The following is a 25,494-nucleotide window of genomic DNA, read 5'->3' as shown; positions in this document are numbered from 1 at the left end:
TTACGGGCTCTCCCTCTCGCCGGGCATCCGGTACTCGGCGGAGATCCGCTGGTCGGCGGGGATCTCCTGCTCGGCCCAGATGATCTTTCCCTCGCCGGTGTAGCGGGCGCCCCAGCGCAGCGACAGCTGGGCGACGAGGAACAGTCCGCGGCCGCCCTCGTCGGTGCTGCGGGCGTGCCGGAGGCGGGGGGCGGTGCTGCTGGCGTCGGCGACCTCGCAGGTCAGCCGGGAATCGCGGAGGAGGCGGACGCGGATGGGCCCGGCGGCGTAGCGGAGGGCGTTGGTGACCAGCTCGCTCACCAGGAGTTCCGTCGTCATGGCCAGTTCCCCGAGGCCCCAGTCGGCGACCTGGCGGGCGGCCAGGGCGCGGACCTCGCCGACGGCGGCCGGGTCGTCGGGGACGTCCCAGGAGACGGCGTGGTCGGCGCCGAGGGCGTGGGTGCGGGTCAGCAGGAGCGCGATGTCGTCGGGCTGGGGGCCAGGGACGAGATCGCGTACGGCGGCGGCGCACAGCGTCCCGAGGTCCTGCTCGGGTCGGGCCAGGGCCTCGGCGAGCCGGGTCATACCGCGCTCGACGTCGTCGGACGCCTGGATGAGACCGTTGGTGAACAGTCCGAACAGGCTGTGCTCGGCCAGTTCGATCTCGGTGGCCTCGAAGGCCATCCCGCCCAGGCCCAGCGGGGGCCCCGCGGGGATGTCCGGGAAGTACGCGGGGCCGTCCGGGGGGACGACGACGGGTGGCGGGTGACCTGCGCGGGCCATGCTGCACCGCCGGGTGACGGGGTCGTACACGGCGTAGAGGCAGGTCGCGCCGGTGAAGGCGGCCGTGCCCCGCACGTCGGCGCCGCAGAAGCTCTCCTCGCCGCTCAGCCGCAGCACGAGGTCGTCCAGATGGGCGAGCAGTTCGTCCGGCGGCAGCTCCATGTCGGCGAGGGTCTGTACGGCGGTGCGCAGCCGGCCCATGCTCGCGGCGGCGCTGATGCCGTGTCCCACGACGTCCCCGACGACGAGCCCGACCCGCGCCCCGGACAGCGGGATCACGTCGAACCAGTCGCCGCCGACGCCGCCGGCCGCGTCGGCGGGGCGGTAGGAGGAGGCCACGTCCAGGGCGGTGCCGCCGGTCAGCGCCGGGGGCAGCAGGCTGCGCTGGAGGGTCAGGGCGGCCGTGTGCTCCCTGGTGTAGCGGCGGGCGTTGTCCAGGCAGACCGCCGCGCGTGCCACGATTTCGCGGGCCAGCAGCACGTCGTCGGGGCCGAAGGGGGACGGGTTGGTGGTACGGGCGAAGGTGGCGAGGCCGAGGGCGGTGTCGCGGGCCCGCATGGGGACGGAGATCAGCGAGTGCATGCCGAACTCGCGGATGCGGTCGGCCCGCAGCGGCTCGGCGGTGGCCCAGGGCCCCTGCCGCGCGTCGAGGACCGGGATGAACAGCGGGTCGCCCTTGACGAGCGTCCTGGCGTCGTGCGGCGGGCCGAGGAACCCGACCCGGTCGCCGACCCGGTAGACGGCCTCGGGGCAGCCCTCGCGCACCGAGCGCAGGGCGGCGCGGCGCAGCATGGGCCGGGCGTGCGCGGATCCGGCGTCGTCGAGCAGGCTCTCGTCGGTGTCGCCGCCGAGCACGGGTTCGAGCAGGTCCACCACCACGAAGTCGGCGAAGCGCGGGACGGCGAAGTCGGCCAGTTCCTCGGCGGTGCGCAGCACGTCCAGGGTGGTGCCGATGCGGGTCCCCGCCTCGTTGACCATCGACAGGACGCGGCGGGCGGCCCAGCGTTCGGTGACGTCGAGGACCATGTAGCAGACGCCGGTGGCGGTGCCGTCGGCGTCCGCGAGGGGGAAGAAGGAGGCCGAGTAGGCGTGCCCGCGGTGCGGGTCGGCCCAGCTCCAGCCTTGGTACTCGTAGTCGGTGACGGGCACGCCGGTGGCGAGCGCCTTGCGCATCAGCTTTTCCAGGGCCTCCGCCTGCAGTCCGGGCAGCAGTTCGCTCATGCGTCGGCCGATGCGCTCCTCGCGGGGCACCCCGCCGAGCCGTTCCAGCATGCCGTTCAGCCATACGTAGCGCAGTTCGCGGTCCAGGACGGCCATGCCGACCGGTGAGCGGGTGAGGAAGCCGTCGAGGACGGACTGGGCCACCGTCCACCGCTCGCGCTCCTCGCGCGCCGACATCAGGAAGCAGTCCTGGCCGCCCATGCGGAAGGCGGGCGAGACACGCAGCAGGAGGTCGAGCGGGCGGCCGTCGCGGTGCCGGGCCCGGACCGTGCCGCTCCAGCCGTTGCCGCCGCGGCAGCGCGCCGCGATGCCGTGGACGCGCGCGGGGTCCTCGGACGCGGCGAGCAGGCGGCCGGCCGAGTCCCCGACCACCTCCGGCGCACCGTAGCCGAGCAGTGCCTCGGCGCCGCGGGTCCAGCCGACCACCGCACCGTCCTGGGCGATCACCGCGGCCGCGTCCGTGGACGCGTCGAAGAGGTCCGCCGACCCCACGGACGCGGCTGCCGTACCGCTCGTGCGCGATGGTTCCATCAGTCTCACTTTTACACCAGTATCGACTGGTTTAATCGTCCGGGGGCCGGGGGTGGTGGCGCCGCCGGCCGACCGGTCCCCTCACGCCGGATTTTTGAGCAGTCCGCATTGACATTCCGGTAACGATCCCGACGTAGTCGCCTCGTCACTTCATGGAACGTACATACGATCCGGCGCATGAACAGAGCTGTGAAGATCGGCATCGCCGGTACGTCCACCGCGCTGCTCGTTCTGGGGGGAATAGGCACCTACAACCTCCTGCACGGGCTGACCGGAGGTACGGCCGACCGGACGCAGGACGCGGGCTTCGACCCGTCGGCGGCGTCGGACACACCACCCTCGGGGACCGAGGCGGTGAAGCTGGCCCGGTCGTTCCTGGACCACTGGTCCGGGCAGAACGTGGGCGGCGCGGCCGGTGAGACCGACGCGCCGGACGCGGCGGCCCCGGCCCTGCGGCAGTACAAGGACGGCCTGCACCTGAAGCAGGTGACCTTCGACAACGTTCTCGCGGCCGGGCCGTCGAGCGTGACCGCCGGGGCCACCAAGGTCACCTTCACCGTCACCGCGCAGGTCGCGGGCGGGAGTTGGAGCTACCCCAGCGCGGTGGCCGTGCGCAAGAGCGACAACGGCGCGATGGCGGTCCACTGGAACAACTCGGTGCTGTATCCGGGCCTCGGGGACGACCAGTCGCTGACCGCGGGCACCCTGCCCGCGGGCGCGAGCGACGCGAAGGTGGTGGCCGCCGACGGCAGGACGGACCTGTCGGAGTTCGGCTCGCTGCGGGACATCGCGTCCACGATCCGGCAGAACGGCAGGGCCACCGGCGGTCGTGCGGGCACCGGGGTGGCCGTCGTGGACGCCGCCGGGGCGGGCGTGAAGACGCTGAAGACGTTCAAGAAGGGCACCGCGCCGGTCATCAGGACCACGATCGACGCCCGGCTCCAGACGGCGGCGGAGCAGGCGGTGAAGGACCCGCACCTCGAAGGCAGGCCCGCGGGATCGGTGGCCGTCGACTGGAGCAACGGGCACATCCTGGCGGTCGCGCACACGGGCGCGGACGGGGACATCGCCATCAACGGCATCAAGTCCCCCGGCTCCACGATGAAGATCATCACGTCGGCGGCCCTGTTCGACAAGGCGGGCCTGACCCCGGCCAGCCCGGCTCCGTGCACCGACTCCCTGATGGCCAACAGTCAGCTGTTCCACAACGACCCCGGTCTGAAGGCCGATCCGCGGTCCAACCTGGCGCAGGCCTTCGCCGTGTCCTGCAACACCTCCTTCATCAAGGACGGTTTCCACTACCTGGTGCACGACGGTGACGCTTCCGCGCTGCACGACGAGGCCGTGGACGTCTTCGGCATGGGCAGCTGGTCCATCGGCGGCGGCGTCGCCACCACCGACCCGAGCATTCCGGAGGACGCGCAGGGCGGTGACCAGGCGGCCCAGTTCATCGGGCAGGGCAGGGTCTCGGCCACCCCGCTGTTCCTGGCGTCCGTGGCGGCCACCGTGCGCGGCGGTGCCTTCCGGCAGCCCATCATCGTGCCGGGGCAGCCGCAGGCGAACGCGCCGCGGCCCATCACGCCCCGCACGGCCGGCTACCTCCGGTCGATGATGCGCGCGGCCGCCACCGGTGGCACCGCCGCGCCCCGGCTGAGCGGCCTCGCCGGGGTCGGCGCCAAGACCGGCACCGCCGAGGAGGGCGACCACACCAACGGCTGGCTGACCGCGTACAACGCGCACATCGCGGTCGCGGCCCTGGTCGAGGGCGGCACCTCCGGCGTGGACTCCGCCGGTTACGTCGTACGACGCCTGCTGACGACCGACTGAGCGGCGCTCCCGGCCCCGGTGGACGCCACCGGGGCCGGGAGCCCGTCGCGATCTCGGCCGATTCCGGTGGGCCCGTGCTTGACACATGACGCCGGAAGGCTCAACGTTCCCGGACGTAGGGCGTGTTGACCGCCGCCCGACCGGAACAACGTTGTCATGTGTCTCCTTGCGTCTCGCGAAGCCATCCGTTTCCGGCTGTCCGGCCTGCCGATGAAGGGACTGGTCGCCATGGCACGACCGAGAGGACGGGGACTGCTCGCCGCCGGCGCCCTGCTGGTGGCGCTCGGGGCCGCTCCGGCACATGCCGCTCCCAAGGCGCCGGTGCCGGTCGCCGACCCGGCCGCCCTGGTGGACCCGTTCATCGGGACGGCCAACGCGGCCGACGACTTCCCCGGCGCCGACGCCCCCTTCGGGATGGTCCAGTGGAGCCCCGACACGCCCCACCGGCCCTACGGCGGCGGTTACGCGTACGGCGACTCGGCGATCACCGGCTTCAGCCTGACCCATATCGCGGGGCCCGGCTGCCGCGCCGCCGGTGACATCCCGGTGCTGCCGACCACCGGAGCGCTCGACACCGGGGCCACGGCCGGCTTCTCGCACACGGCGGAGTCCGCCTCCCCCGGTTCGTACGCGGTCGACCTGGACAACGGGGTGCGCACGGAGCTGACCGCGACCACCCGCAGCGGCATGGCGCGGTTCACCTTTCCCTCGACGGACCGGGCGAACCTGCTGTTCAAGCTGATGGGCAGTCAGGCGGGCGACTCGGGCGTGACGTTCGACGTGGTGAGCGACGACGAGGTGAGCGGGCAGGTCACCAGCGGCAACTTCTGCGGGATGCACAACGCGTACACCGTCTACTTCGACATGGTCTTCGACCGGCCGTTCACCGGGAGCGGCACGGTACCGGTCGCCGCCGCGCCCACCGCCCCCGCGGCCGTCGCCCCGCCCAACGCCCCCGAGGCCCCCAACAGGCCGGTGCCGCACGGCCGGCTGCCGCACTCCGGGCGCACCTTCACCCCGGCCGCGACCGGGAGCGACGGCTACGTCACCTTCGACACCACCGCGCACCGCACGGTCCAGGCCAAGGTGGGCCTGTCGTACGTGTCGGTGGCCGGCGCGGTGCGCAACCGCGTCGCCGAGAACCCCGGCTGGGACCTGGACCGGGTGCGCGACGCGGCGCACCGGGACTGGAACGCCCTGCTCGGCCGGGTGCGGATCGCCGGGGGCACGCCGAGCCGGCAGACGGTCTTCTACACCGCGCTCTACCACTCCCTGCTGCACCCGAACGTGATCAGCGACAGCGACCGCCGCTATCCGGGCTTCGACGGCACCGTGCACACCGTGGACACGGGGCACGGCGCGGCCTACGCCAACTACTCGGGCTGGGACGTCTACCGCTCCCAGGCCCAGCTGGAGGCGCTGCTCGCGCCGGGGACCGCCGCCGACACCGCGCAGTCGATGCTGGACGACTACCGCCAGACCGGCCTGTTCCCCAAGTGGTCGGAGAACAACGGCGAGACGCATGTCATGGTCGGCGACCCGGCGGACGGGATGATCGCCGGGTACTACGCTTTCGGCGCCCGGCACTTCGACGCCGCCGAGGCCCTGCGCGGGCTGGTCCACGAGGCCACCGCCGTCAACGACAACCGGCCCGGCCTCGCCTATCTCCAGCAGCTCGGCCGGCTGCCCCGCAACGGCAGCTACGGCTGCTGCAACGCCTACGGTCCCGTCTCCACCACCCTGGAGTACGGCGCGGCCGACTTCGCGGTCTCCGCGCTCGCCGGCTCCCTCGGCGACCGCGCCGACCAGCGCCGGTTCGAGAACCGTGCGCGCGACTGGCGCAACCTGTTCCACTACGGCACCGGCTTCCTCCAGCCGCGCGACGCCTCGGGCACCTGGACGGCGGGGTTCTCGCCGACCTCCGGGGCGTCCTTCGTGGAGGGCGACTCCTGGCAGTACACGCCGATGGTGCCGTTCGACGTGCACGGGCTGGCCACCGCGATGGGCGGTGACGCGGCGCTGGCGACGTTCCTCGACACCGACCTGTCCTCGCTGACCGGCGCCGGCGGGCACACCGATCTGCGCAACGAGCCCAGCCTCGGCATCCCCTGGGAGTACGACTACATCGGCCTGCCCTACCGCACCCAGCAGGTGGTGCGGCAGGTCCAGGACCAGATCTGGACCGACGGCCCGGCCGGTCTCGCCGGCAACGACGACCTGGGCGAGATGAGTTCGTGGTACGTGTGGTCCGCGCTCGGGATGTACCCCGAGACGCCGGGCACCGCCGATCTCGCCCTCGGCAGCCCCCTGTTCCCGCGCGTCCGGGTCACCCTCCCGTCCGGCCGTACCCTCACCATCGACGGCAAGGGCGCCGCGGACGACGCCCCGTACGTGCGGTCGGCCACCTGGCGCGGCGCGCCCTGGAACAGGGCGTACGCCCCGGTGGGCGCCCTCACCTTCGGCGGCACCCTCGCCTTCACCCTGGACTCCTCCCCCGACCCGGCCTGGGCGTCGGGGAGTCCGGCGGCCCCGCCCTCCTATCCGGGCGCCGAGGGCTACACCGACATCGGCACCTCCGCCGACACCGCGGCCGACTCGGCCGACTTCGACGGCGCGGGCCACAGCTACTCGGCCGCCGCCCTCGCCGCCGCGGGCATCACTCCGGGCGCCCGGCTCACGGTCGGCGGGACCACCTTCACCTGGCCCGGCTCGGCGCCCGCCACGGCCGACAACTACCTGGCGAACGGCCAGACGCTGCGCGTGCGCGGCTCGGGCACGCTGTCCTTCCTGGGCGCGGCGAACAACGGCCCGTCCTCGGGCACGGCACTCGTCACCTACACCGACGGCACCACCCAGACGGTGCCCGTCGGCTTCTCCGACTGGACGCTGAACGGCGGGCGCGCCACCCCGCTGCCCGGCACCACCGTCGCGGTCACGACCCCCTACCGCAACCACGCCAAGGCCGCGCCCGAGGATGTCACCACGGACGTCTTCGCCACGGCTCCGGTGGCCCTCGCTCCCGGCAGGACGGTGCGCAGCGTCCGGCTGCCGTCCGATGTCGGCGGCGGTGGCCTGCATGTGTTCGCGCTGGGCTTCGGCTCCGGATCCTGACCGGCGGAGCGGGCCGCACGACCGGCGGAGAATCTGCGCAGGAGTGACACACCGGCCGCACACAGCCTGCCGAAAGCCCCGTTAGCGTGACTGGCCGCTCGATCCTCCGTACGAGACCGGAAGAAGCAGATGGACTACTGCTCCGAGTGCCGTCGGCACCTCAACGGCGCGCTGGTGTGCCCCGGCTGCGGCGCCTACGCCCCGGACATCGCCCCGCCCGGCACCGGCCGATCCCCGGCGGACACCGCCAGGACGGCGAGCCGGGGTCCGGTGCCGGACGGCGGGTGGTACGACGACCCGATATCCGCCGGGCCGGAGCGCACCGCCCGCCAGGCGGAGTCCGAACCGGCGTGGGCCCCCTCCCCCGACGAATCGGACATGCCCGCCGGCATCGCGGACGCGCCGCCGGTGCGGCAGGGCCGCGCCGCGCGCCGCAGGCAGCTGGCCCGCTGGAAGAAGAGCCAGCGCCGGGCGGTGGTCGCCACCGCCGTCGCCCTCGTCGGGGGCGGGCTGACCTTCGCCTCATTGGACCGGCACACCGCGGACCGCGCGCAGGCGGCCGCGCTGCCGGACGACCCGGCCACGGGCACCGCGCCACAGGACGAGGCGTCCGCTCCCGCCTCCGATCCGTCGGCCCCGCCCGGCACGCGCCCGGCCCGGCGCTCCGCCCCGGCGCCCCGGACACCGGACGGCACGAGCCCCGTACGGCAAGCCGTCGTGACCCACTCCGCGGCGCCCTCGCACACCCACCCGGACTCCGCCGCCCCCGCCGCCCCGGTCACCCGGCCCGCACCCGCGCCGCCGCCCCGCACGACCACCCCCGCGCCCCCGGCGACCGGCCCCACCGCCCCACCGGCCCCCACCACGCCGTCCGCCCCCGCGCCCGCCCCCACCACCGGCGGCTCGGACGAAAGCACGCCCCCCGCTCGCGCGTCGACCTCGCCGGAGCAGCTCTGCGTGCTGGTGCTCTGCATCGGCTGAGCACGGCACGCCTTACGGAGTCGTGACATGATCCGCGTTTTCCCGAGGCGTGGCGCGGGCCCCGTCTAGCGTGGCCGTATGCGTGTACTTGTCACCGGCGGCGCCGGGTTCATCGGTTCCCACATCGTCGAGGCGCTGCGGGCGCGCGGGCACGAGCCGGTGGTGTACGACGTCCGGGCGGACCCCGGCGCGGATGTGCGGGACGCGCGGGCGGTCGCGGACGCGCTGGCCGGGGTGGACGCCGTGTGCCATCAGGCGGCGATGGTCGGTCTCGGCAACGGCGTCGCGGACGCCCCCGAGTACGTGTCACGCAATGATCTGGGTACGGCCGTGCTGCTCACCGCGATGGCGGAGGCGGGCGTGCGGCACCTGGTCCTCGCCGGTTCCATGGTGGTCTACGGCGAGGGCCGCTACACCTGCCCGGACCACGGCGGCGTGCGGCCGGGCCCGCGCGCCGTGGCCGACCTCGACGCGGGCCGGTTCGAGCCCCGCTGCCCGCAATGCGGGGCCGCGCTGTCACCGGGACTGGTCGGGGAGGACGCCCCGCCCGATCCCCGCAATGTGTACGCGGCGACCAAGCTCGCCCAGGAGCATCTGGCCGCCGCCTGGGCCCGTGCCACCGGGGGCACGGCGGTCTCCCTGCGCTACCACAACGTGTACGGGCCGCGAATGCCCCGCGACACCCCCTACGCCGGGGTCGCCTCCTTCTTCCGCTCCGCCCTCGCCCGCGGTCAGGCTCCGCGGGTCTTCGAGGACGGCGGCCAGCGGCGGGACTTCGTGCACGTCCGGGACGTGGCGGCGGCGAACCTGGCCGCGCTGGAGGCGGAATCCGCGCCGGGCGCCCTCACGGTGTACAACACGGGCAGCGGTGAGCCCCGTACCGTCGGCGAACTGGCGCGGGCGCTCGCCGAGGCGTGCGGCGGTCCGGCACCGGTGGTCACCGGGGAGTACCGGCTGGGGGACGTACGGCACATCACCGCCGACTCGTCCCGGCTGCGGGCCGCGCTGGGGTGGCGGCCACGGGTCGGATTCGCGGACGGGGTGCGGGAGTTCGCGCGGGCCGGGCTCCGGGAGGACTGATCTCCCGGCTCCCAGAGCCGCGCTTTGCGGACCGTGGCGGGGTCGCGGCGCCTAGCGCGCGGCGGGCAGGGTCACCTCGAAGCGGCAGCCACCGGGGATGTTGCGGACGGTGGCCCGGCCCCGGTGGGCCTCCACGATGCCGCGCACGATGGCGAGACCGAGGCCCGCACCCGCCGGGGGGGTCCGGGCGTCGGTGCCGCGCCAGCCGGTGTCGAAGACACGCGGCAGGTCCTCCTCCGGGATGCCGCCGCAGCCGTCGGTGACGGACAGCACCACGCCCTCGTCGGTGTGTTCGGCCGCGACGGCGACCGTGCCGTCGGCGGGCGTCCGGCGGATGGCGTTGACCAGCAGATTGCCCAGCACCCGGCTCATCTCCCGCCCGTCCACCTCCACCGGCACGGGCGCGACGCCCTCCCCCACCAGCCGCACCCCGTGCTCGCGGGCCAGCGGGTCGGCGCCGGCCAGCGCGTCGCCGACCAGGTCGTACAGGGACATCCGGGCGAGGCTCAGGGAGAGGGTGCCCGAGTGGATGCGGGAGAGTTCGAAGAGGTCGCCGACCATGCCGTCCAGGCGTTCCACCTCGGCACGGATCTGCCGCAGATAGCGGTCGGGGTCGGCGGCCACCCCGTCCTCCAGGGCCTCCGCCATGGCGCGCAGTCCGGCGAGCGGGGTGCGCAGATCGTGCGAGATCCAGGCGACCAGTTCCCGGCGGGACGTCTCCAACGCCCGCTCGCGCTCGCGGGATTCGGCGAGCCGGGCACTGGTCGCGGCCAACTCACGGCTGAGTTCCTCCAGTTCGGCGGTCGCGGGTCCGCCGGGCGCGGCGAAGGCACCGCCGTCCCCGAAAGAGCGTGCGGCGTCCGCGAGTTCGCGGCTGCGGGCGACCACCCAGCGGCCCAGCAGCAGCGCGGTGGCCAGGGAGACGACGGCCGCCATGGCGACGACGGTGGTGACGGCGGTCAGGTCGTGCGGGGACAGGAACATCGCCCAGGCGACGGCGAGGGTCCCGGCCAGCATGGCGAGGACCCCGACGGCGGCGACGACGGTGAGGGAGGCGGTGAGCGAACGCCGCCGGATCAGCCGCAGCACGCCCGCCCCGGCGAGACCGGTGGCGGCCGCCGCGGCGAAGGCGTACAGGGCGATGAGGAGGATGTCGCGCACGGTCAGTCCTCCGCGCCGTCCGGCTCGAAGCGGTAGCCGACGCCCCAGACGGTCCGGATCAGCCGGGGCCGGGCGGGGTCGTCCTCGACCTTGCCGCGCAGCCGGCGGACATGGACCGTGACGGTGGACAGGTCACCGAAGTCCCAGCCCCAGACCTCGCGCATCAGGTCCTCGCGGGCGAAGGCCCGGCCGGGATGGCGCAGGAAGAAGGCGAGCAGGTCGAACTCCCGGAGCGTGAGGGCGAGTTCACGGCCGTCCTTGGTGGCGCGGCGGGCCTCGGGGTCGAGCGCCAGACCGGCGGCGGCCAGCCGGTGCCCGGTGGCGGCGGGACGGCTGCGGCGCAGCACCGACTCCACGCGGAGCACGAGTTCGCGGGGGCTGAAGGGCTTGGTGACGTAGTCGTCGGCGCCGATCTCCAGGCCCAGGATCCGGTCCTCCTCGTCGCCGCGGGCGGTGAGCATGATGACGGGCACGGGCCCCTGTTCCCGCAGCCGCCGGCACACCTCCAGGCCGTCCATGCCGGGCAGCATCAGGTCGAGGACGACGAGATCGGGCCACCGGTCACGGGTGCGGCCGAGTGCGGTCGGACCGTCGTCGGCGCGGTCGACCGTGTAGCCGGCGCGGTCCAGATATCCGGCGACGACCTCGGAGACGGTGGGGTCGTCGTCCACGACCAGGATCCGGGCGCGGGCTGCGTCCCGGTCCGGCTCTCGCGCCTGGTCGTCCGTGTCGCGCACCCGGTCGTCCCTGTCGCGTACCGGGTCGTCCGTGCCTCGTACCGGGTCGTCGTCCGTGGTGGGGGCCCGGTCGGGCCCGTACTGCGCTCGCATGCCCCAAGCGTCCCACCGCCCGCGGCGAGCGGGTGCTGCGGCGGGTGCGGTGTCCGCGTTTCGTAAGGACCGCCAGTCCGTTATGCCCGGTTCGCGTTCGTAGGGTGAGAGGCATGACGATCTCTTCTCCGTCCGTCGACGTGGTGCTGCCCTGTCTGGACGAGGCCGAGGCCCTGCCCTGGGTGCTCGGCCGGATCCCGGCGGGCTGGCGTGCTCTCGTCGTCGACAACGGCTCCAGCGACGGCTCGGCCCGCATCGCCCGGACGCTGGGCGCCACCGTGGTGGACGAACCGCGGCGCGGCTTCGGTGCCGCGTGCCATGCCGGGCTGACCGCCGCCACGGCCGGCATCGTGTGCTTCTGCGACTGCGACGCCTCGCTGGACCCGGCCCTGCTGGTGCCCTTCGTGCAGCGGATCCAGGAGCGCAGGGCCGATCTGGTGCTGGGCCGCAGGCGCCCGGTGGCCCGAGGGACCTGGCCGGTACACGCCAGGGCCGGGAACCTCGCGCTGGCGCGGATGCTGCGCCACCGCACCGGTCTTCGGCTGCACGACCTGGGGCCGCTGCGTGCCGCCCGGCGCGAGGCGCTGCTCGGGCTGGGTCTCACCGACCGGCGCAGCGGGTACCCGCTGGAGATGGTGGTACGTGCCGCGGACGCCGGCTGGCGGATCGCCGAGTACGACGTGCCGTACCTCCCTCGCACCGGTACGTCCAAGGTGACGGGCACCTGGACCGGTACCTGGCACGCGGTGCGGGACATGCGCCGGGTGCTGACCGAGGCCCCGGCCCGCGCCCAGGAGAGGACGGCGCAGTGACCACCTTGCTCGTCATCGCCAAGGAGCCCCGTCCCGGCAGGGTCAAGACCCGGCTGACCCCTCCGTTCAGCCCGCCGGAAGCGGCGCGGCTCGCCGAGGCGGCGCTCGCCGACACCCTGCACACCGTGGCGCGGACACCCGCGTCCCGGCGTGTCCTCGTGCTGGACGGGGCGCCCGGACCCTGGCTGCCGCCGGGCTTCGAGGTCGTACCGCAGTGCGCGGGTGGCCTGGACGAGCGGCTGGCGGACGCCTTCGCGCACTGCGCCGGCCCCGCGCTGCTGATCGGCATGGACACCCCGCAGGTCACGCCGGAGCTGCTCACGGTGGACTTCACCGACTGCGACGCGTGGCTGGGACCGGCGCGGGACGGCGGGTTCTGGGCGCTGGGGCTGGCCGAGCCCGATCCGGCGCTGCTGCGCGGCGTCCCCATGTCCACGCCCGGTACCGGCGCCGCGCAGCGGGCCCGGCTGACCGCCGCCGGGCTGCGGGTGCGTGACCTGCCCCGGCTGCGGGACGTCGATGTCGCCGCGGACGCTCGGGCGGTCGCCGCACTGGCCCCGCGCAGCCGGTTCGCCGCCGAGATGGCCCGCTGCGCCGCGGGGCTGCCCCGATGAGCGGCTCCGTCGCCTGGGCCGCTGCCGACCCGTACACCACCGCGCTGCGCACCGGCCGGGGTCCGCTGTTCCTGCGCCGCGTCGACGGCTGGCTGCTGCCGCTGGAGGTGGAGCGCTGGTGCGGCCGGGCCGACGCGGTCGACCGCGCGGTGCTGGACCGCTGCGAGGGCACCGTGCTCGATGTCGGCTGCGGGCCGGGCAGGCTGGTGGCGGAACTCGCCGCCCGAGGCCGTCCCGTGCTCGGCATCGACGTCAGCGACGCGGCCGTGGCGCACACCACGGGGCTCGGCGGTCCGGTGCTGCGCCGCTCGGTGTTCGAGGCGCTGCCCGCCGAGGGCCGCTGGGGCACCGTGCTGCTGATGGACGGCAACATCGGCATCGGCGGGGACCCGGCCGCGCTGCTGGAGCGGGTGGCCGCGCTGCTTCGGCCGGGCGGCCTGCTGATCGCGGAGACCGTGCCGGTCGACGTCGATGAACGCGCTCATGTCGAGGTGGTCGACGTGACCGCGGGGCCGGGCGCCGGCGGTGCCCCTTTCCCATGGGCCCGGCTCGGCACCCCGGCCCTGCTGCGCCATGCGCGCCGGGCCGGATGGCGGCGCGTCGCTCACTGGGGCGCAGGCGGCCGGTGCTTCGCCGCCCTGCGCACCCGCCACGCCAGGAGCACGGCGGAACCACCGAACAGTACGGCGGTGATCAGCAGCCAGCGGGTGAGGAAGCCGTCCGGGGACAGGCCGGTCGCCGATCGGTAGCGCTCGGCCGTCATACCGCTGATCAGCGGGAACCACACGAGGAGCAGCAGCGCGGACAGCACGGCCGGGACCCGTACGTAAGGGGTCCAGCCGCGCCGTCCGGCCGCCGCGAGGCCGTGGGTCACCGCGCGGTCGGCCGCCGCGTACAGGGGCACCAGCACGAGGTCGTGCAGCAGGGCGGCGCCCACGATCCACAGCGCCACCGCGCGCCAGTCGCCGGCCAGCAGCCGGATCCCGGCGTAGGCGGCGAGCGCGAAGGAGCAGGCGAGCAGCAGCAGTTGGAAGGGGCTGCCGAGCGCGAGGCGCATCCGGCGGGGCGTCATCACAGGGCTCCGAAGGTCAGCCGGGCCACCCATTTGGTGTTGAGCACACCGGGTGCGGCGGGCACGATGACCCGCGCCGGGTGGCCGTGGTCGGGGGACAGTTCCTCGCCGTTGACGTACAGGGCGAGCAGGGCGCGCGGATCGGCCACCTGGTTGGCGCGCAGGGCCGCGCGGCGGAAGGCACCGTGTCGTTGCAGGGACTCCACCAGCACGTCCGGCGGATCGCCGTCGTAGCCGACCAGCGCGGCCAGGTCGCGCAGCCGTACCCCGCGCCACCACTGGTCGGCGGTCGACCAGCCCTCCACGCAGGCGATGGGCAACGAGGCGCTGTGCAGCGGCAGTCGGAGCAGCTCGGCGCGGCTGAGGCGGACGGTGCCGGTGCGGCCGGTGACGACGAGCCGCCAGGCGTCCTCGTGGGTGTCGGCCGTGGTGATCCCGGCGTAGGCGGCGGTCTTGTTGATCTGGAAGCCGTTGGGTCCGCCGTTCGGATCGGCCGTGCCGTGGGGTGCGAGCAGGGCGGTACGGCGGAAGGGGCCGCCGAGGCTCTGTCCGACCGTGGTCAGGAGCAGCAGCAGCGAGCCGCCGCCGACCAGTCCGAGAGCGCCGCGCCGGCTGACGGTGGGCGGGTCGGGACGCGGGGCGACCAGGGTGTCGGGTGCGGGCGTGCCGCCTTTCTCGGGTTCGCCGCGCAGCCGCCGCCGTACGGTGCGCAGCGCCTTGGGCGTCTTGAGCGCGGCGTGGACGGCGAAGGCCGCGAAGAACACCCAGGCGCCGTAGAAGTGCAGCGGGTAGAAGGAGCCCGGAAAGACGTAGTCCAGCTGGATGTTGAGCACGCCGGTGGTGAACTCGAACAGGCCGCCGCCGACCAGCAGCAGCAGGGAGACCCGCTCCAGCGCGTGGGCGACGGAGCGGGCCGGGGGCAGGGCGAACAGCCGGGGCACCACCGACCACAGCTTGGCCAGCAGGACGGGGATCAGGGTGACCCCGAGGGTGACGTGGACGCCCTGGGTGAGGCGGTACAGCCACACGGGGTCGGTCGGCCAGGCGAACAGGTAGAAGCCGAGCAATCCCTTGTCCGGCGTCGTGTCGTTCACGGGGGACAGGTTCGGGTTGTAGGCGGCGTACGACACCAGGCCGGTCACGAACAGCACGGTGACGCCGACGAGGAGGACGAGGCCGAGCACCGAGGTGAACCACGGGCCGCGCAGGGGGCTGCGCCAGAAACCCGGTGAGCTGGGGAGGCGGTCTTGGTCGCGCATGTGCCGACCGTAAGCCGCAAGACGTCCGGGACAAGCGGTACGACCGGTGACGAAACCCTGACGTCCGGCCCGGACGGCGGCCCGGCGCCGCCCGCCCGGCCTAGCGTTCCGGGTGTGACCCTCCTTCCCCACCGAGACCCCGCTCCCGGCACCGCGGCACATCCCTCCCGTGCCGGGCGCCGCGATCTGTACGCCGCCGCTGCCGCCGCCCTGCTCGTGACGGCGGCGGTCCTGGTCGGCCGCCACATCCAGGCCGTGCACCGTACGCTGTTCGTGCACTGGCCCCCGCTGTTCGCCGACTGGGACCCGCACGCCGGCCCCGGCACCCCCGCCGCACTGGCCGTGGCGGCGGCGACCGTGGCCCAGGGTCCCGTGCTCGCGGCCCGGCTGCCCTGGCGCGGGCTGCTCGCGGCGGCCTGGGCGACCGCACTGGCGTGGATCGTCTCGCTGGCGCTGGTGGACGGCTGGCAGCGGGGCATCGCCGGCCGGCTGACCGCCCGTGAGGAGTACCTCCGGGTGATCGGCCGCTTCCACGACATCCCGGCCACGCTGCACGACTTCACCCGGCACATCGTCAGCGGCACACCCCGCCCCTGGCCCGCCCATGTCGCGGGGCATCCCCCGGCGGCCACGCTCACCTTCGTCCTGCTCGACCGGATCGGGCTGCGGGGCGGCGGCTGGGCCGGGATGTTCTGCGTCGTCGTCGGCGCGAGCGGATGCGTGGCGGTGCTGATCGCCGTGCGCGCCCTGGCCGGCGAGGCGCTCGCGCGGCGGGCGGCCCCGTTCACGGCACTGGCCCCGGCCGCGGTGTGGCAGGGCGTCTCCGCGGACGGCTACTTCGCGGCGGTCGCCGCCTGGTCCGTGGCCCTGCTCGCCCTGGCCCTGACCCGCCGCTCGCTCCGGGCGGCGGCCGGCGCGGGCCTGCTGTCCGGGCTGACCTGCTACCTCTCGTACGGCCTCACGCTTTTCGCCCTCGTCGGCGCGGCGGTGCTCCTCCTCGCCCGGCGCGAACTGCGCGCCCGCCCCGTCCTGTTGCTTCCCCTGTTCGCCGGGCTGGCCGTCGTGCCGGTGGCGTTCACGCTCGCCGGTTTCAACTGGTGGCACGGGTACCAGCTCCTGACGACCCGCTACTACCAGGGGGTGGGCGGCGTACGCCCCTACGGCTACTGGGTGTGGGCGAATCTCGCCTGCGCCGTGCTCATCACCGGACCGGCCACCGCGGCGGCCCTGCGCCGCACCGGCACCGGGCTGCTGCACCGCCGCACCGGCCCGCGGGCCCGGCTCGCCCTCCTCGTCTGCGCCGCGCTGCTCGCCCTGCTGGCGGCCGACCTGTCCGGTATGAGCAAGGCCGAGACCGAGCGGATCTGGCTGCCCTTCGCGCTGTGGCTGCTGCCCGCCTGCGCGCTGCTGCCCCGCCCCCGGCCCTGGCTCGCCGCCCAGGCCGTGCTCGCGCTGCTGCTCAATCATCTGCTGCTGACCGGCTGGTGACGGCGGTCCTCCCGGTCCGCGGCCCTGCGGGTGCCGGGGGCGTGCTGCCGTGGGCATCATGGGAGGTGGACATCCGGGCCGTATCGCTCGGCGGGATCCGGGCCGTATCGCTCGGCGGGAACGGCGCCCCGGAAAGGGTTGAGGCCGATGATCTCCGAGATGGTTCTCGTCCGCATGGACGACGCCGCGCTCCACGGCGACCTCGTGGTCCAGGCACCCTCGCCCGCGGTGGTGCTGTTCGCGCACGGCAACGGCAGCTCCCGGCACAGCACGCGCAACCGGACCGTGGCCGCCGAGCTGCGCACGGCAGGGTACGGCACGCTGCTCCTCGACCTGCTCAGCGAGCGGGAGGAGCGGCACGACGCGCTCAACGGCGAGCACCGCTTCGACATCCCGCTCCTCGCGCACCGCCTGGTGGGCGCGATCGACTGGCTCGACGAGCAGCCGGACACACGGGGGACGCCGGTGGTGCTGTTCGGCGCGAGCACGGGCACCGCCGCCGCGCTGACGGCCGCGGCCGAACGTCCCGACCGGGTGCTGGCCGTGGTGTCGCGGGACGGGCGGCCCGATCTGGCGGGCGAGGCGCTGGAGCGGGTGCGGGCGCCGGTCCTGCTGATCGTCGGCGGGCAGGACCACGAGGTGCTGCGGCTCAACCAGGGTGCGGCCCGGCGGCTGCGGGCCCCGCACGCCCTGCACGTCGTACCGGACGCCACCCATCTGTTCGAGGACCCGCGCGCGCTGGCCCAGGTCTCCGAGGCGGCCAGGCGGTGGTGCGACGAGCGGCTGCGAGCCGTGCGGGAGGAGCGGGAACGGGGGCCGGTGACGGAGACGCACGGGAGTGAGGCGTAGGCGGGGGACGCACAGGGGCAAGTCCGCGCCCCACTCACCCGCCCCGCTCCCGAGCCCCCGGCCCCGCTGACCGGTCCCCTTCCCCGCTCAGGCGGGCTGCGGCCTCCCGAACAGGTCCGCGTAGTCGACCGGGAGCCGGGCCAGCAGGCCGTCCAGCTCGCCGCCGGGGACGGAGTCGGCCACGGTGGAGAGCACCGCGCCCGCGTCCCACTCCGCCGTGCGCGGCCGGGCGCCGGTCTGCTGGGCCACCCGCCGCAGGAACTCCTCCCGGCCGAAGGACTCGGCGCAGCCCCGGTCCCGGTGCAGCGCCTCGTCCAGCGGTGCGGGCAGCCGGGCCGCCAGCTCGTCGGCCTCCTCAGGGGTGATCCGGGTGGCCAGCGTCCACAGCACGGCCTCGCTGACGTGCTCGGCCTCCTCCTCGCTCCGGTACTCCCCGCGGTCCTGGACGCGGGTCAAGAACTCCGCCAGCCGCATGGTGACCTCCCGCTGCCGAACGCCGTCCCCCTCTCACCACCGTACGGCCGTGAAGTCCACGGGACGCGGGCGCAGGGTGCGGGCGTGCTCGGTCAGGGCGCGCAGGCGGCGGGACATCTCGTCGGCGGGCAGGTGCCTGCGGTCGCCATGACCCGGCAGGACCCACTCGAAGCGCAGCCGGTCCGCGGTCCGGGCCAGGGAGGCGGCCAGCTCCTCGATGGAGTACCAGGTGACGCAGTCCACGACAGCGAGGTCGCCGAGCGAGCGCGACCAGTGGAAGCTGTCGCCGCTGAAGCAGTACCGGTCGTCCGCGAGGTAGAGCACGCTGCCGCGGGTGTGGCCGGGCAGCGGATGCACGGTGACCCCCGGTCCGACCTCGACCGGATCGAGGCCCCGGACGACCTGGTCCGCGTCGGGCGCGGCGTCGAGGTCGCCCTCGTGGATCCACAGCCGGGCGCCGAGGTGGTCGGCCCAGCGGCGGCCGTGGGCGGCGTGGTCGCGGTGGGTGAGCAGCACGTCCGTGATCCGGCCCCTGGCCGTGTACCGGTCGGCCAGGACGGGACTCCAGCGGGGGGTGTCGATCATCATCTGGGTGCCGTCGGGCCGGCGCAGCAGATAGGAGTTGGCGGCCGCGGTGCGCTGCGAGTTGTGGCCGCACAGCAGCACGCCGTCGTCCAGGGCGAGGGGGAACGGGTCGAGCGCCTGGTCGACGCGCCCGTCGGCGGGGCGGATCGAGCGGGTGTGGCAGGCGAAGACGGCCGCGTACAACCGCCGGTTCTCCTCCTCGGTCTCCGGTTGGCGCACGATCCGGGACGTGCCGTTCTCCTCGGCGATCAGATCCGGCGCGAGTTGCCGGGCGACGTCGCAGTTGGTGCAGCGGTCGTCGACGTACCAGCCGTCCACAGGGGCTCCTTCCGCGGGGCGCGGCCCGGTGCGGGCCCGCCGTTCCAGCATGACCCGCCCGAAGCGGGACAGGTAGGGGCGAACGGTCTTGTGTTTTCCCGGATGTGGCGCTCTGACCAGCAAAGAGAACAAGCCAGAAGTGGTGTGAACGGCGTGGTCCCATTGCACGGACGTGCGGCTGCGATGAAGGTCGAGGGGTGAGTACGTTCTCCCCGCAGCACGGTGCTGCCCCCGCCCCCGAACGGCCCGGTCCGTCCCTTCGGGGACCCGAGCGGCGGACCTGGCCGCCCGGCATCCAGCGGGCGCTCGTCCTCTTCGGCGCCGTCCGGCTGGCCGGGGCCGGCCTCGTCGTCGCGGTGAACCTGCTCACCGGCCGGGCGATACTCAAGGGCCTGGCCCATTCCTGGGACTCCGTCTGGTACCTGCACATCGCCACGCACGGCTACGGCACCCGCGTGCACATCACCGCCTCGGGCGCGGTGCAGACCGACTGGGCGTTCTTCCCGCTGTATCCGGGGCTCATCCGGGTACTCGACTGGATCCCGCTGCTGACGCCGGGCGTGGCGGCGCTGCTGATCGCCTGGACCGCGACCGCGCTGGCCGTCGTCGGCATCTACGCGATCGGGTACCGGCTGTACGGCCGCGCGGTCGCCACCGCCATGGTCGCCCTGTGGGCCGTGCTGCCGCACTCGGTCGTCCTCACCCTCGCCTACACCGAGCCCCTGTTCATCGCGCTCGCCGTCTGGTGCCTGTACGCCCTGCTGGACGAGCGCTGGCTGACGGCCGGCGTGCTGGCCGCGCTCGCCGGCCTGACCCGGCCGAACGGCTACGCCGCCGCCGCGGCCGTCCTGGGCATGGCCGCCTTCGAGGTCGTACGGCGGCGCGGGCGGGTGCCGCTCAGCCTGTGGGCCGGTGCCCTCGCCGCCCCGCTCGGCTGGACCGCGTACCTGCTGCTGGTGGGTGCGCGCACGGGCGCCCTGCTGCGCGGCTACTTCCAGGTGCAGAGCGCCTGGGAGTCGCGTTTCGACGGCGGCCTGGGCACCCTGCGCTTCCTCGCGACGGTGCCGCTCACCGACGGTGTCGTCTACCCGGTGGCGCTGGTGGTCGTGGCGGCCGGCGTCTTCCTCTTCGTCCGGCTGTGCCGGATGCGCGTCCCCCTGGCGCTGCTGCTGTACACCGCCGCGCTGCTGCTGCCGGTCGTGCTGGTCTCGGGCCCCTTCGAGTCCAAGCCGCGCTTTCTGCTGCCCGCGTTCCCGCTGCTCGTCCCCGCGGCACGGGCGCTGGTCCACCGGTGGCGCACCGACCCCGACAGCACCCGGAGGCTGTGCGGGTACCTCGCCGCCTTCTCCCTGCTCTACGGCACCTATCTGGCGACCTTCGCCAACCACTCCCCCTGATCGCCCAGGCCGCCGCCGCGCGCTTCACCGCTGCTCCGATCGGGGCACGCGGATGCTCCGTTCGGGTGTGAGCGTCAGCCGTTCGGCCGTGTCCCGGCCGCCGGCGGCTCCGGCGGCCACCCCGGTGCCGCAAGGATGTCGGATGACTGACGTCGGCGAACCTGCGAGCGCCGGGAGGCGTACCAGCTGTGAGCATTCTGAACGAGCCCAAGGGGCCGGCCGACACCTACGACAGCGAGGTGCCGGTGCGGCGCAAGCAGCCCGGCAATGTCGTGGTGCGGTGGCTGACGACCACCGATCACAAGACGATCGGCACGCTGTACCTGGCGACGTCGTTCGGGTTCTTCCTGGTCGGCGGCCTCATGGCGCTCATCATCCGCGCGGAGCTGGCCCGGCCGGGGCTGCAGATCGTCTCCAAGGAGCAGTACAACCAGCTGTTCACGATGCACGGCACCGTGATGCTGCTGATGTTCGCGACGCCGCTGTTCGCCGGTTTCACCAACTGGATCATGCCGCTCCAGATCGGCGCGCCCGACGTGGCCTTCCCGCGGCTGAACATGCTCGCCTACTGGCTGTACCTGTTCGGCTCGCTCATCGCGGTGGGCGGCTTCATCACCCCCGAGGGCGCGGCCGACTTCGGCTGGTTCGCCTATGCCCCCCTGCACAGCGAGGTCTTCTCGCCCTATGTCGGCTCCGACCTGTGGATCATGGGGCTGGCCTTCTCCGGGTTCGGGACGATCCTCGGCTCGGTCAACTTCATCGCCACGATCATCTGCATGCGCGCTCCGGGCATGACGATGTTCCGCATGCCGATCTTCGTATGGAATGTCCTGCTGACCGCTGTTCTGGTGCTCCTGGCCTTCCCCGTGCTCGCGGCCGCGCTGTTCGCCATCGAGGCGGACCGCCAGTTCGGCGCCCACATCTACGACTCGGCCAACGGCGGGGCACTGCTGTGGCAGCACCTGTTCTGGTTCTTCGGCCATCCCGAGGTCTACATCATCGCGCTGCCGTTCTTCGGGATCGTCTCCGAGATCATCCCGGTCTTCTCCCGCAAGCCGATGTTCGGTTACATGGGCCTGATCGCGGCGACGATCTCCATCGCCGGTCTGTCCGTGACCGTGTGGGCGCACCACATGTACGTCACCGGCGGTGTGCTGCTGCCGTTCTTCTCGTTCATGACCTTCCTGATCGCGGTACCGACCGGGGTGAAGTTCTTCAACTGGATCGGCACCATGTGGAAGGGCTCGGTGTCCTTCGAGACGCCGATGCTCTGGGCGACCGGCTTCCTCGTCACGTTCCTCTTCGGCGGTCTGACCGGTGTCATCCTGGCCGCGCCGCCGCTGGACTTCCACGTCTCCGACTCGTACTTCGTGGTGGCCCACTTCCACTACGTGGTCTTCGGTACGGTCGTGTTCGCCATGTTCGCCGGCTTCCACTTCTGGTGGCCGAAGTTCACCGGCAAGATGCTGGACGAGCGCCTCGGCAAGATCACCTTCTGGACGCTGTTCATCGGCTTCCACACCACCTTCCTCGTCCAGCACTGGCTGGGCGCCGAGGGCATGCCGCGCCGGTACGCCGACTACCTGGCCGCCGACGGCTTCACCGCGCTGAACACGGTCTCCACCATCGGTTCCTTCCTGCTGGGCCTGTCGATGCTGCCGTTCCTCTACAACATCTGGAAGACGGCGAGGTTCGGGGTGCCGGTCGGCGTGGACGACCCGTGGGGCTACGGCCGCTCCCTGGAGTGGGCGACCTCCTGCCCGCCCCCGCGCCACAACTTCCTGACCCTGCCGCGGGTCCGCAGCGAAGCCCCGGCGTTCGATCTGCACCACCCGGACATCGCGCTGGCCGAGGCCGAGGCACAGGGCACGGTATGAGCGACCCGACTCTGCGGCCGGAGGTCGCCGAGGGGGAACTGGGCAACCAGGTGGAGGGATACCTGCTCTGGCAGGCCCGCATCGCGGAGGCCGAGCAGCGTGCGCGGGATTTCGTCCGGCCGATGGACTGGCTGACGACCTCCCAGCGCGCCGAGATCGAGCAGAGCTACGTCGAGGACGCCCTGCGCCGCGCCAGGAAGGACCTGGAACGCATCGCCGCCCGCTGCGCCTCGCTGCGCGCGGAGTACGAGAACCGGTACCGGGAACTGCGGCGGCGGTGCGTGGCCTGGACGCTGGGCGTCTGCGCGGGGCTGGCCGCGGCGGTGACGCTGCTGCTGCTTCGCTGAGGGCACCGCCGGCCGCGGTCAGCGGTGTCGGTGGGCCGCGGTGATCAGTCCGTAGGTGACCAGGCCGTAGGCCAGGTGCGGCAGGGCGTCCGCGGTCCAGTCGGCCGGGGACCACGTACGCGGGTCGCTGACGCCCAGACCGGCCATCGGGGCGTCGGTCAGGACCATGGCCAGGGCCCCGGTGGCAGGACCGCCCAGCCAGCCCGGCGGGCGGAGCCCGGCCCGGTGGAGCAGGGCGACGGCGGCGCCGGTGCCGACCCCGACGGCGATGCCCGTGAGCGCGCCGAGACCGGACAGCCGGTTGTCCCGGCCCGCCGTCTCCGGGACCGGGTGCCCCGCCTTCTCGGTGACCTTCTCCACCACGTCCTCGGGCGCGCTGCTGGAGGGCCGGCCGCGCAGCGCCATGTCCAGGTAGGTCATGGCGTTCAGTGCGGTGGTACCGGCGGCCCCTGCGGCGCAGCCACGCACGATGCTGCGGAACATGGGCCTGCGGGTACCGCGGCGCGTCCGGTGCGAAACGTTCGGCGGCAGCGGGGGCGCACCGGGGCCTGTGCCCTGGTGCGCCCCCGCGGAGCGGTGGCCGGTGTCAGCGGCCGTGGCCCGCCGGGTCGCGTTCGCCCTCGGCCTGCGCGGGGATGGTGCCGGGGGTCTCGGCCGCCCGGTCCCCGTGGCCCGGCCACCAGGCCGCGTGGCCGATGAGCGCGGTGAGGCTCGGCGTGAAGAACATCGCCATGACGAACGCGGCGATCGCGATGCCGAAGGAGACCGCGAAACCCATCTCGGTGAGCAGCGAGTTGCCCGCCAGCATCATGGTGGCGAAGGTCGCCGCCAGGATGAAGCCGGCCGCGGCCACGGTCGGCCCGGCGTGCCGCAGGGCCTGACCGGCCGCCTCGCGCGGCTCGCGGCCCTCGCGGGCCTCCTCGCGCAGCCGGGCGATCATCAGGATGTTGTAGTCGGTGCCGATGGCGACCACGAACAGATACATGATCACCGGGAGCATGAACATCAGACCGGAGTGCCCCTCCCCCTTCTGGAAGATCCACACCGTGGCGCCGAGGGTGGCGCCGAAGCCGAGGCCCACCGAGGCCATCAGATACCAGGGCGCCACGACGCTGCGCAGCAGCAGGCCGAGGATGATCATGATGAGGACGGCGGCGACGGGGAACACCGTGCGGTAGTCGTGGTTGACCGCCGTGTCGATGTCCTTGTAGATCGAGGACATGCCGCCGACCAGCGCCTCGGTGCCGGCGGGCGCGTCCGCGTGCGCGACGTCGCGCACCCGCTGCACCGCGTCGATCGCCTGGTCCGTGGACGCCTCGTACTTCAGGGTGACGGTGAAGTCCGCGGTGGTGCCGTCCTTGTTGAGCTGGGTCATCCGGGCGCTCGCGACGCCGTCGACCGCGCTCAGTTTCCGCGCGTACCCGGCGAACGCGCTCTTGTCGAGCGGCTTGCCGCCGGTGCTGGAGAGAAAGACGTCGGTGGGCGCGGCGGCACCGGCCGAGTACGCCTTCTGCATCCGGTCCTGGACGACCATCGACTCCTTGGTCTTGGGCATCGAGCCCGAGGCCAGGTCGAAGGTGGCCTTGTAGCCGAGCGTGCCCGCCGACAGCGCGAGCAGCACCAGACCCGAGGCGACGGCGGTGAGCGCCGGACGGCGCCGTACCGCGCGGCCGAGCGCGGCGAACCGGGCGTTCTCCGGCTCCTTCTGCCAGGACTTGGAGGGCCAGAAGACCTTCGGGCCGATGAGGGAGACCACGGCCGGGATCAGGGTGAGACCGGCGACCAGGGTGGCGGCGACCGCGATGGCGAGCGCGGGGCCCATCTGCTTGAGGAAGCCGAGGGTGGACAGGACCAGCGCGAGGAAGGCGATGATGACGGCGCCGGCGGCCGAGGCGATGGCCTCGCCGACCCGGCCGACCGCGTTGACCATGGCCTCCTTCGGCTCGTCACCGGCCCGCAGGCGTTCGCGGTAGCGGAACATCAGGAACAGGAAGTAGTCCGTGCCCACGCCGAACAGCACCACGATCAGGATGGACGAGATCGAGCTGTTGGCCTGGAGCCCGAACAGCTTGGTGGCGTAGGCGATCAGCCCGTTGGCGACGGCCGAGACCAGGCCGATGAGGACCAGCGGCAGGACGGCCAGGATCGGCGCCCGGAAGATGATCAGCAGGGTGACCAGGATGATGGCGAAGGTGCCGAACCCGATCAGCGCCTGGCCGCGTTGGGAGGAGTCCTGCTGGTCGAGGGCCTGCGCGGCGGAGCCGCCCAGTCCGACGTCGAGGTGGGTGCCCCTGGCCAGTTGCTTGACGTCCGCGCGCAACGTCTTGGCGGCGTCGGCCTGTTTGGGCTGTCCCGCGTTCTTGCTGTCCATCTGGACCAGGGTCATGGCGTACCGGCCGTCCTTGGACGGCGGGCCGGGGACCACCTTCTGTACCTTGTCGATCTTCTTCCGGCCCAGCTCGGCGGTGATCCGGGCGACGTCCTTCTGGTCGGCGGCGGTCAGCCGGCCGCCGTCGGTGCGCTGGTAGAGCGCGATCGCGGACGGGGTGAAGGCGCTGGGGAACGCCTTCTGCTGGAGGTCCGCGGCTTTGATCGACTCGTAACTCTTGGGCAGAAAGCTGCTCTCGTCACTGTTCGAGGGCAGGCCGGGCGCGGTGGCGACGATCGCCACCGCGGCGATCAGCCATGCGACTATCGTCCAGACGGGATGTCGGACGACAGTGGCGCCAATACGTCGGAACATGCGGGAGGGTCCTCCTGTGAAGGAAGATCACCGCAGCCCGGGGAGCGGTCCCTGGCATTGATGACCCCGACCGGCTCAGGTCCGACGAGCCGGTCGAATGGTTGTCTTTGAGGATCACATCGTAATGACCGACGATGCGATCTTCGTACCGGATA

At 73.4% G+C, this 25,494-nt stretch carries 20 protein-coding genes; 12 read left to right on the top strand and 8 right to left on the bottom strand.

Annotated elements, in window-relative coordinates; genetic code table 11:
• A complete protein-coding gene (locus tag ACZ7EC_RS12525) occupies positions 1–2,514 on the bottom strand; it encodes a SpoIIE family protein phosphatase (RefSeq protein WP_471061572.1) in 2,514 nt (837 codons plus the stop codon).
• A 177-nt stretch (positions 2,515–2,691) separates the two neighbouring features.
• Here ACZ7EC_RS12525 and ACZ7EC_RS12520 point away from each other — a divergent pair, with 177 nt between their 5' ends.
• The 4 genes from ACZ7EC_RS12520 (at position 2,692) to ACZ7EC_RS12505 (ending at position 9,513) form a co-directional block, all read left to right on the top strand.
• Positions 2,692–4,341, top strand: a complete 1,650-nt coding sequence (locus ACZ7EC_RS12520) for a penicillin-binding transpeptidase domain-containing protein (RefSeq protein WP_471061569.1) — start codon at positions 2,692–2,694, stop codon at positions 4,339–4,341.
• 228 nt (positions 4,342–4,569) lie between these two features.
• Positions 4,570–7,452 carry a lectin gene (locus ACZ7EC_RS12515; protein ID WP_471061566.1) on the top strand — a complete coding sequence of 961 codons (2,883 nt, stop codon included), beginning with the start codon at positions 4,570–4,572 and terminating at the stop codon, positions 7,450–7,452.
• Positions 7,453–7,581: 129 nt separating this feature from the next.
• Positions 7,582–8,433 (top strand): SCO2400 family protein, encoded by an 852-nt coding sequence (locus ACZ7EC_RS12510; RefSeq protein ID WP_471061563.1) that lies wholly within the window; start codon positions 7,582–7,584, stop codon positions 8,431–8,433.
• Positions 8,434–8,511: 78 nt separating this feature from the next.
• Positions 8,512–9,513, top strand: a complete 1,002-nt coding sequence (locus tag ACZ7EC_RS12505; protein WP_471061560.1) for an NAD-dependent epimerase/dehydratase family protein — start codon at positions 8,512–8,514, stop codon at positions 9,511–9,513.
• A 51-nt stretch (positions 9,514–9,564) separates the two neighbouring features.
• Here the strand turns inward: ACZ7EC_RS12505 and ACZ7EC_RS12500 are convergent, their stop codons facing one another.
• Positions 9,565–10,674: a sensor histidine kinase gene (locus ACZ7EC_RS12500; protein ID WP_471061557.1), complete on the bottom strand. Its 1,110-nt coding sequence runs from the start codon at positions 10,672–10,674 to the stop codon at positions 9,565–9,567.
• Positions 10,675–10,676: 2 nt separating this feature from the next.
• Positions 10,677–11,504 (bottom strand): response regulator transcription factor, encoded by an 828-nt coding sequence (locus ACZ7EC_RS12495; RefSeq protein ID WP_471061554.1) that lies wholly within the window; start codon positions 11,502–11,504, stop codon positions 10,677–10,679.
• 113 nt (positions 11,505–11,617) lie between these two features.
• On the opposite strand from ACZ7EC_RS12495, the gene ACZ7EC_RS12490 reads away from it, so the two are divergent.
• The 3 genes from ACZ7EC_RS12490 to ACZ7EC_RS12480 are packed head-to-tail and all read left to right on the top strand — an operon-like array spanning position 11,618 to position 13,679.
• Positions 11,618–12,316, top strand: a complete 699-nt coding sequence (locus ACZ7EC_RS12490) for a glycosyltransferase family 2 protein (RefSeq protein WP_471061551.1) — start codon at positions 11,618–11,620, stop codon at positions 12,314–12,316.
• Positions 12,313–12,930: a TIGR04282 family arsenosugar biosynthesis glycosyltransferase gene (locus ACZ7EC_RS12485; RefSeq protein ID WP_471061549.1), complete on the top strand. Its 618-nt coding sequence runs from the start codon at positions 12,313–12,315 to the stop codon at positions 12,928–12,930. Before ACZ7EC_RS12490 ends, ACZ7EC_RS12485 begins: the two co-directional genes overlap by 4 nt.
• Complete coding sequence (locus tag ACZ7EC_RS12480) at positions 12,927–13,679, top strand: class I SAM-dependent methyltransferase (RefSeq protein ID WP_471061546.1); 753 nt, start codon at positions 12,927–12,929, stop codon at positions 13,677–13,679. Before ACZ7EC_RS12485 ends, ACZ7EC_RS12480 begins: the two co-directional genes overlap by 4 nt.
• A 322-nt stretch (positions 13,680–14,001) precedes the next feature.
• On the opposite strand, the gene ACZ7EC_RS12475 is transcribed toward ACZ7EC_RS12480, so the two are convergent.
• Positions 14,002–15,261, bottom strand: a complete 1,260-nt coding sequence (locus tag ACZ7EC_RS12475) for a molybdopterin-dependent oxidoreductase (protein WP_471061543.1) — start codon at positions 15,259–15,261, stop codon at positions 14,002–14,004.
• Between the two features lie 114 nt (positions 15,262–15,375).
• Between ACZ7EC_RS12475 and ACZ7EC_RS12470 the strand changes: the two genes are divergently transcribed.
• Together ACZ7EC_RS12470 and ACZ7EC_RS12465 are read left to right on the top strand one after the other, a co-directional pair.
• Positions 15,376–16,749, top strand: coding sequence for a hypothetical protein (locus ACZ7EC_RS12470; RefSeq protein ID WP_471061540.1), 1,374 nt, complete (start codon positions 15,376–15,378; stop codon positions 16,747–16,749).
• A 147-nt stretch (positions 16,750–16,896) separates the two neighbouring features.
• Positions 16,897–17,598, top strand: a complete 702-nt coding sequence (locus tag ACZ7EC_RS12465; protein ID WP_471061537.1) for a dienelactone hydrolase family protein — start codon at positions 16,897–16,899, stop codon at positions 17,596–17,598.
• 87 nt (positions 17,599–17,685) lie between these two features.
• Here ACZ7EC_RS12465 and ACZ7EC_RS12460 read toward each other — a convergent pair whose 3' ends face one another.
• The gene (locus tag ACZ7EC_RS12460; protein ID WP_471061534.1) at positions 17,686–18,072 is read right to left on the bottom strand and encodes a DUF2267 domain-containing protein; all 387 of its coding nucleotides are present in this window, start codon (positions 18,070–18,072) and stop codon (positions 17,686–17,688) included.
• A 33-nt stretch (positions 18,073–18,105) separates the two neighbouring features.
• The gene (locus ACZ7EC_RS12455) at positions 18,106–18,975 is read right to left on the bottom strand and encodes an MBL fold metallo-hydrolase (RefSeq protein ID WP_471061531.1); all 870 of its coding nucleotides are present in this window, start codon (positions 18,973–18,975) and stop codon (positions 18,106–18,108) included.
• Between the two features lie 197 nt (positions 18,976–19,172).
• Between ACZ7EC_RS12455 and ACZ7EC_RS12450 the strand changes: the two genes are divergently transcribed.
• The 3 genes from ACZ7EC_RS12450 (at position 19,173) to ACZ7EC_RS12440 (ending at position 22,596) form a co-directional block, all read left to right on the top strand.
• Positions 19,173–20,372, top strand: coding sequence for a mannosyltransferase family protein (locus ACZ7EC_RS12450; RefSeq protein ID WP_471061529.1), 1,200 nt, complete (start codon positions 19,173–19,175; stop codon positions 20,370–20,372).
• A gap of 188 nt (positions 20,373–20,560) precedes the next feature.
• A complete protein-coding gene (ctaD, locus tag ACZ7EC_RS12445; protein WP_471061526.1) occupies positions 20,561–22,249 on the top strand; it encodes an aa3-type cytochrome oxidase subunit I in 1,689 nt (562 codons plus the stop codon).
• Positions 22,246–22,596: a cytochrome C oxidase subunit I gene (locus ACZ7EC_RS12440; protein WP_471061524.1), complete on the top strand. Its 351-nt coding sequence runs from the start codon at positions 22,246–22,248 to the stop codon at positions 22,594–22,596. Before ctaD ends, ACZ7EC_RS12440 begins: the two co-directional genes overlap by 4 nt.
• 18 nt (positions 22,597–22,614) lie before the next feature.
• Here the strand turns inward: ACZ7EC_RS12440 and ACZ7EC_RS12435 are convergent, their stop codons facing one another.
• A complete protein-coding gene (locus ACZ7EC_RS12435; protein WP_471061521.1) occupies positions 22,615–23,079 on the bottom strand; it encodes a hypothetical protein in 465 nt (154 codons plus the stop codon).
• A gap of 103 nt (positions 23,080–23,182) precedes the next feature.
• Entirely contained in the window at positions 23,183–25,339 is a 2,157-nt protein-coding gene (locus ACZ7EC_RS12430; RefSeq protein WP_471061519.1) for an MMPL family transporter, read from the bottom strand.
• Between the last annotated feature and the right edge of the window lie 155 nt (positions 25,340–25,494).

The organism is Streptomyces sp. NPDC037203, assembly GCF_055605065.1.
Note: the sequence above shows the minus strand (reverse complement) of the source record. Positions and strands in the feature narration are given on the sequence as shown.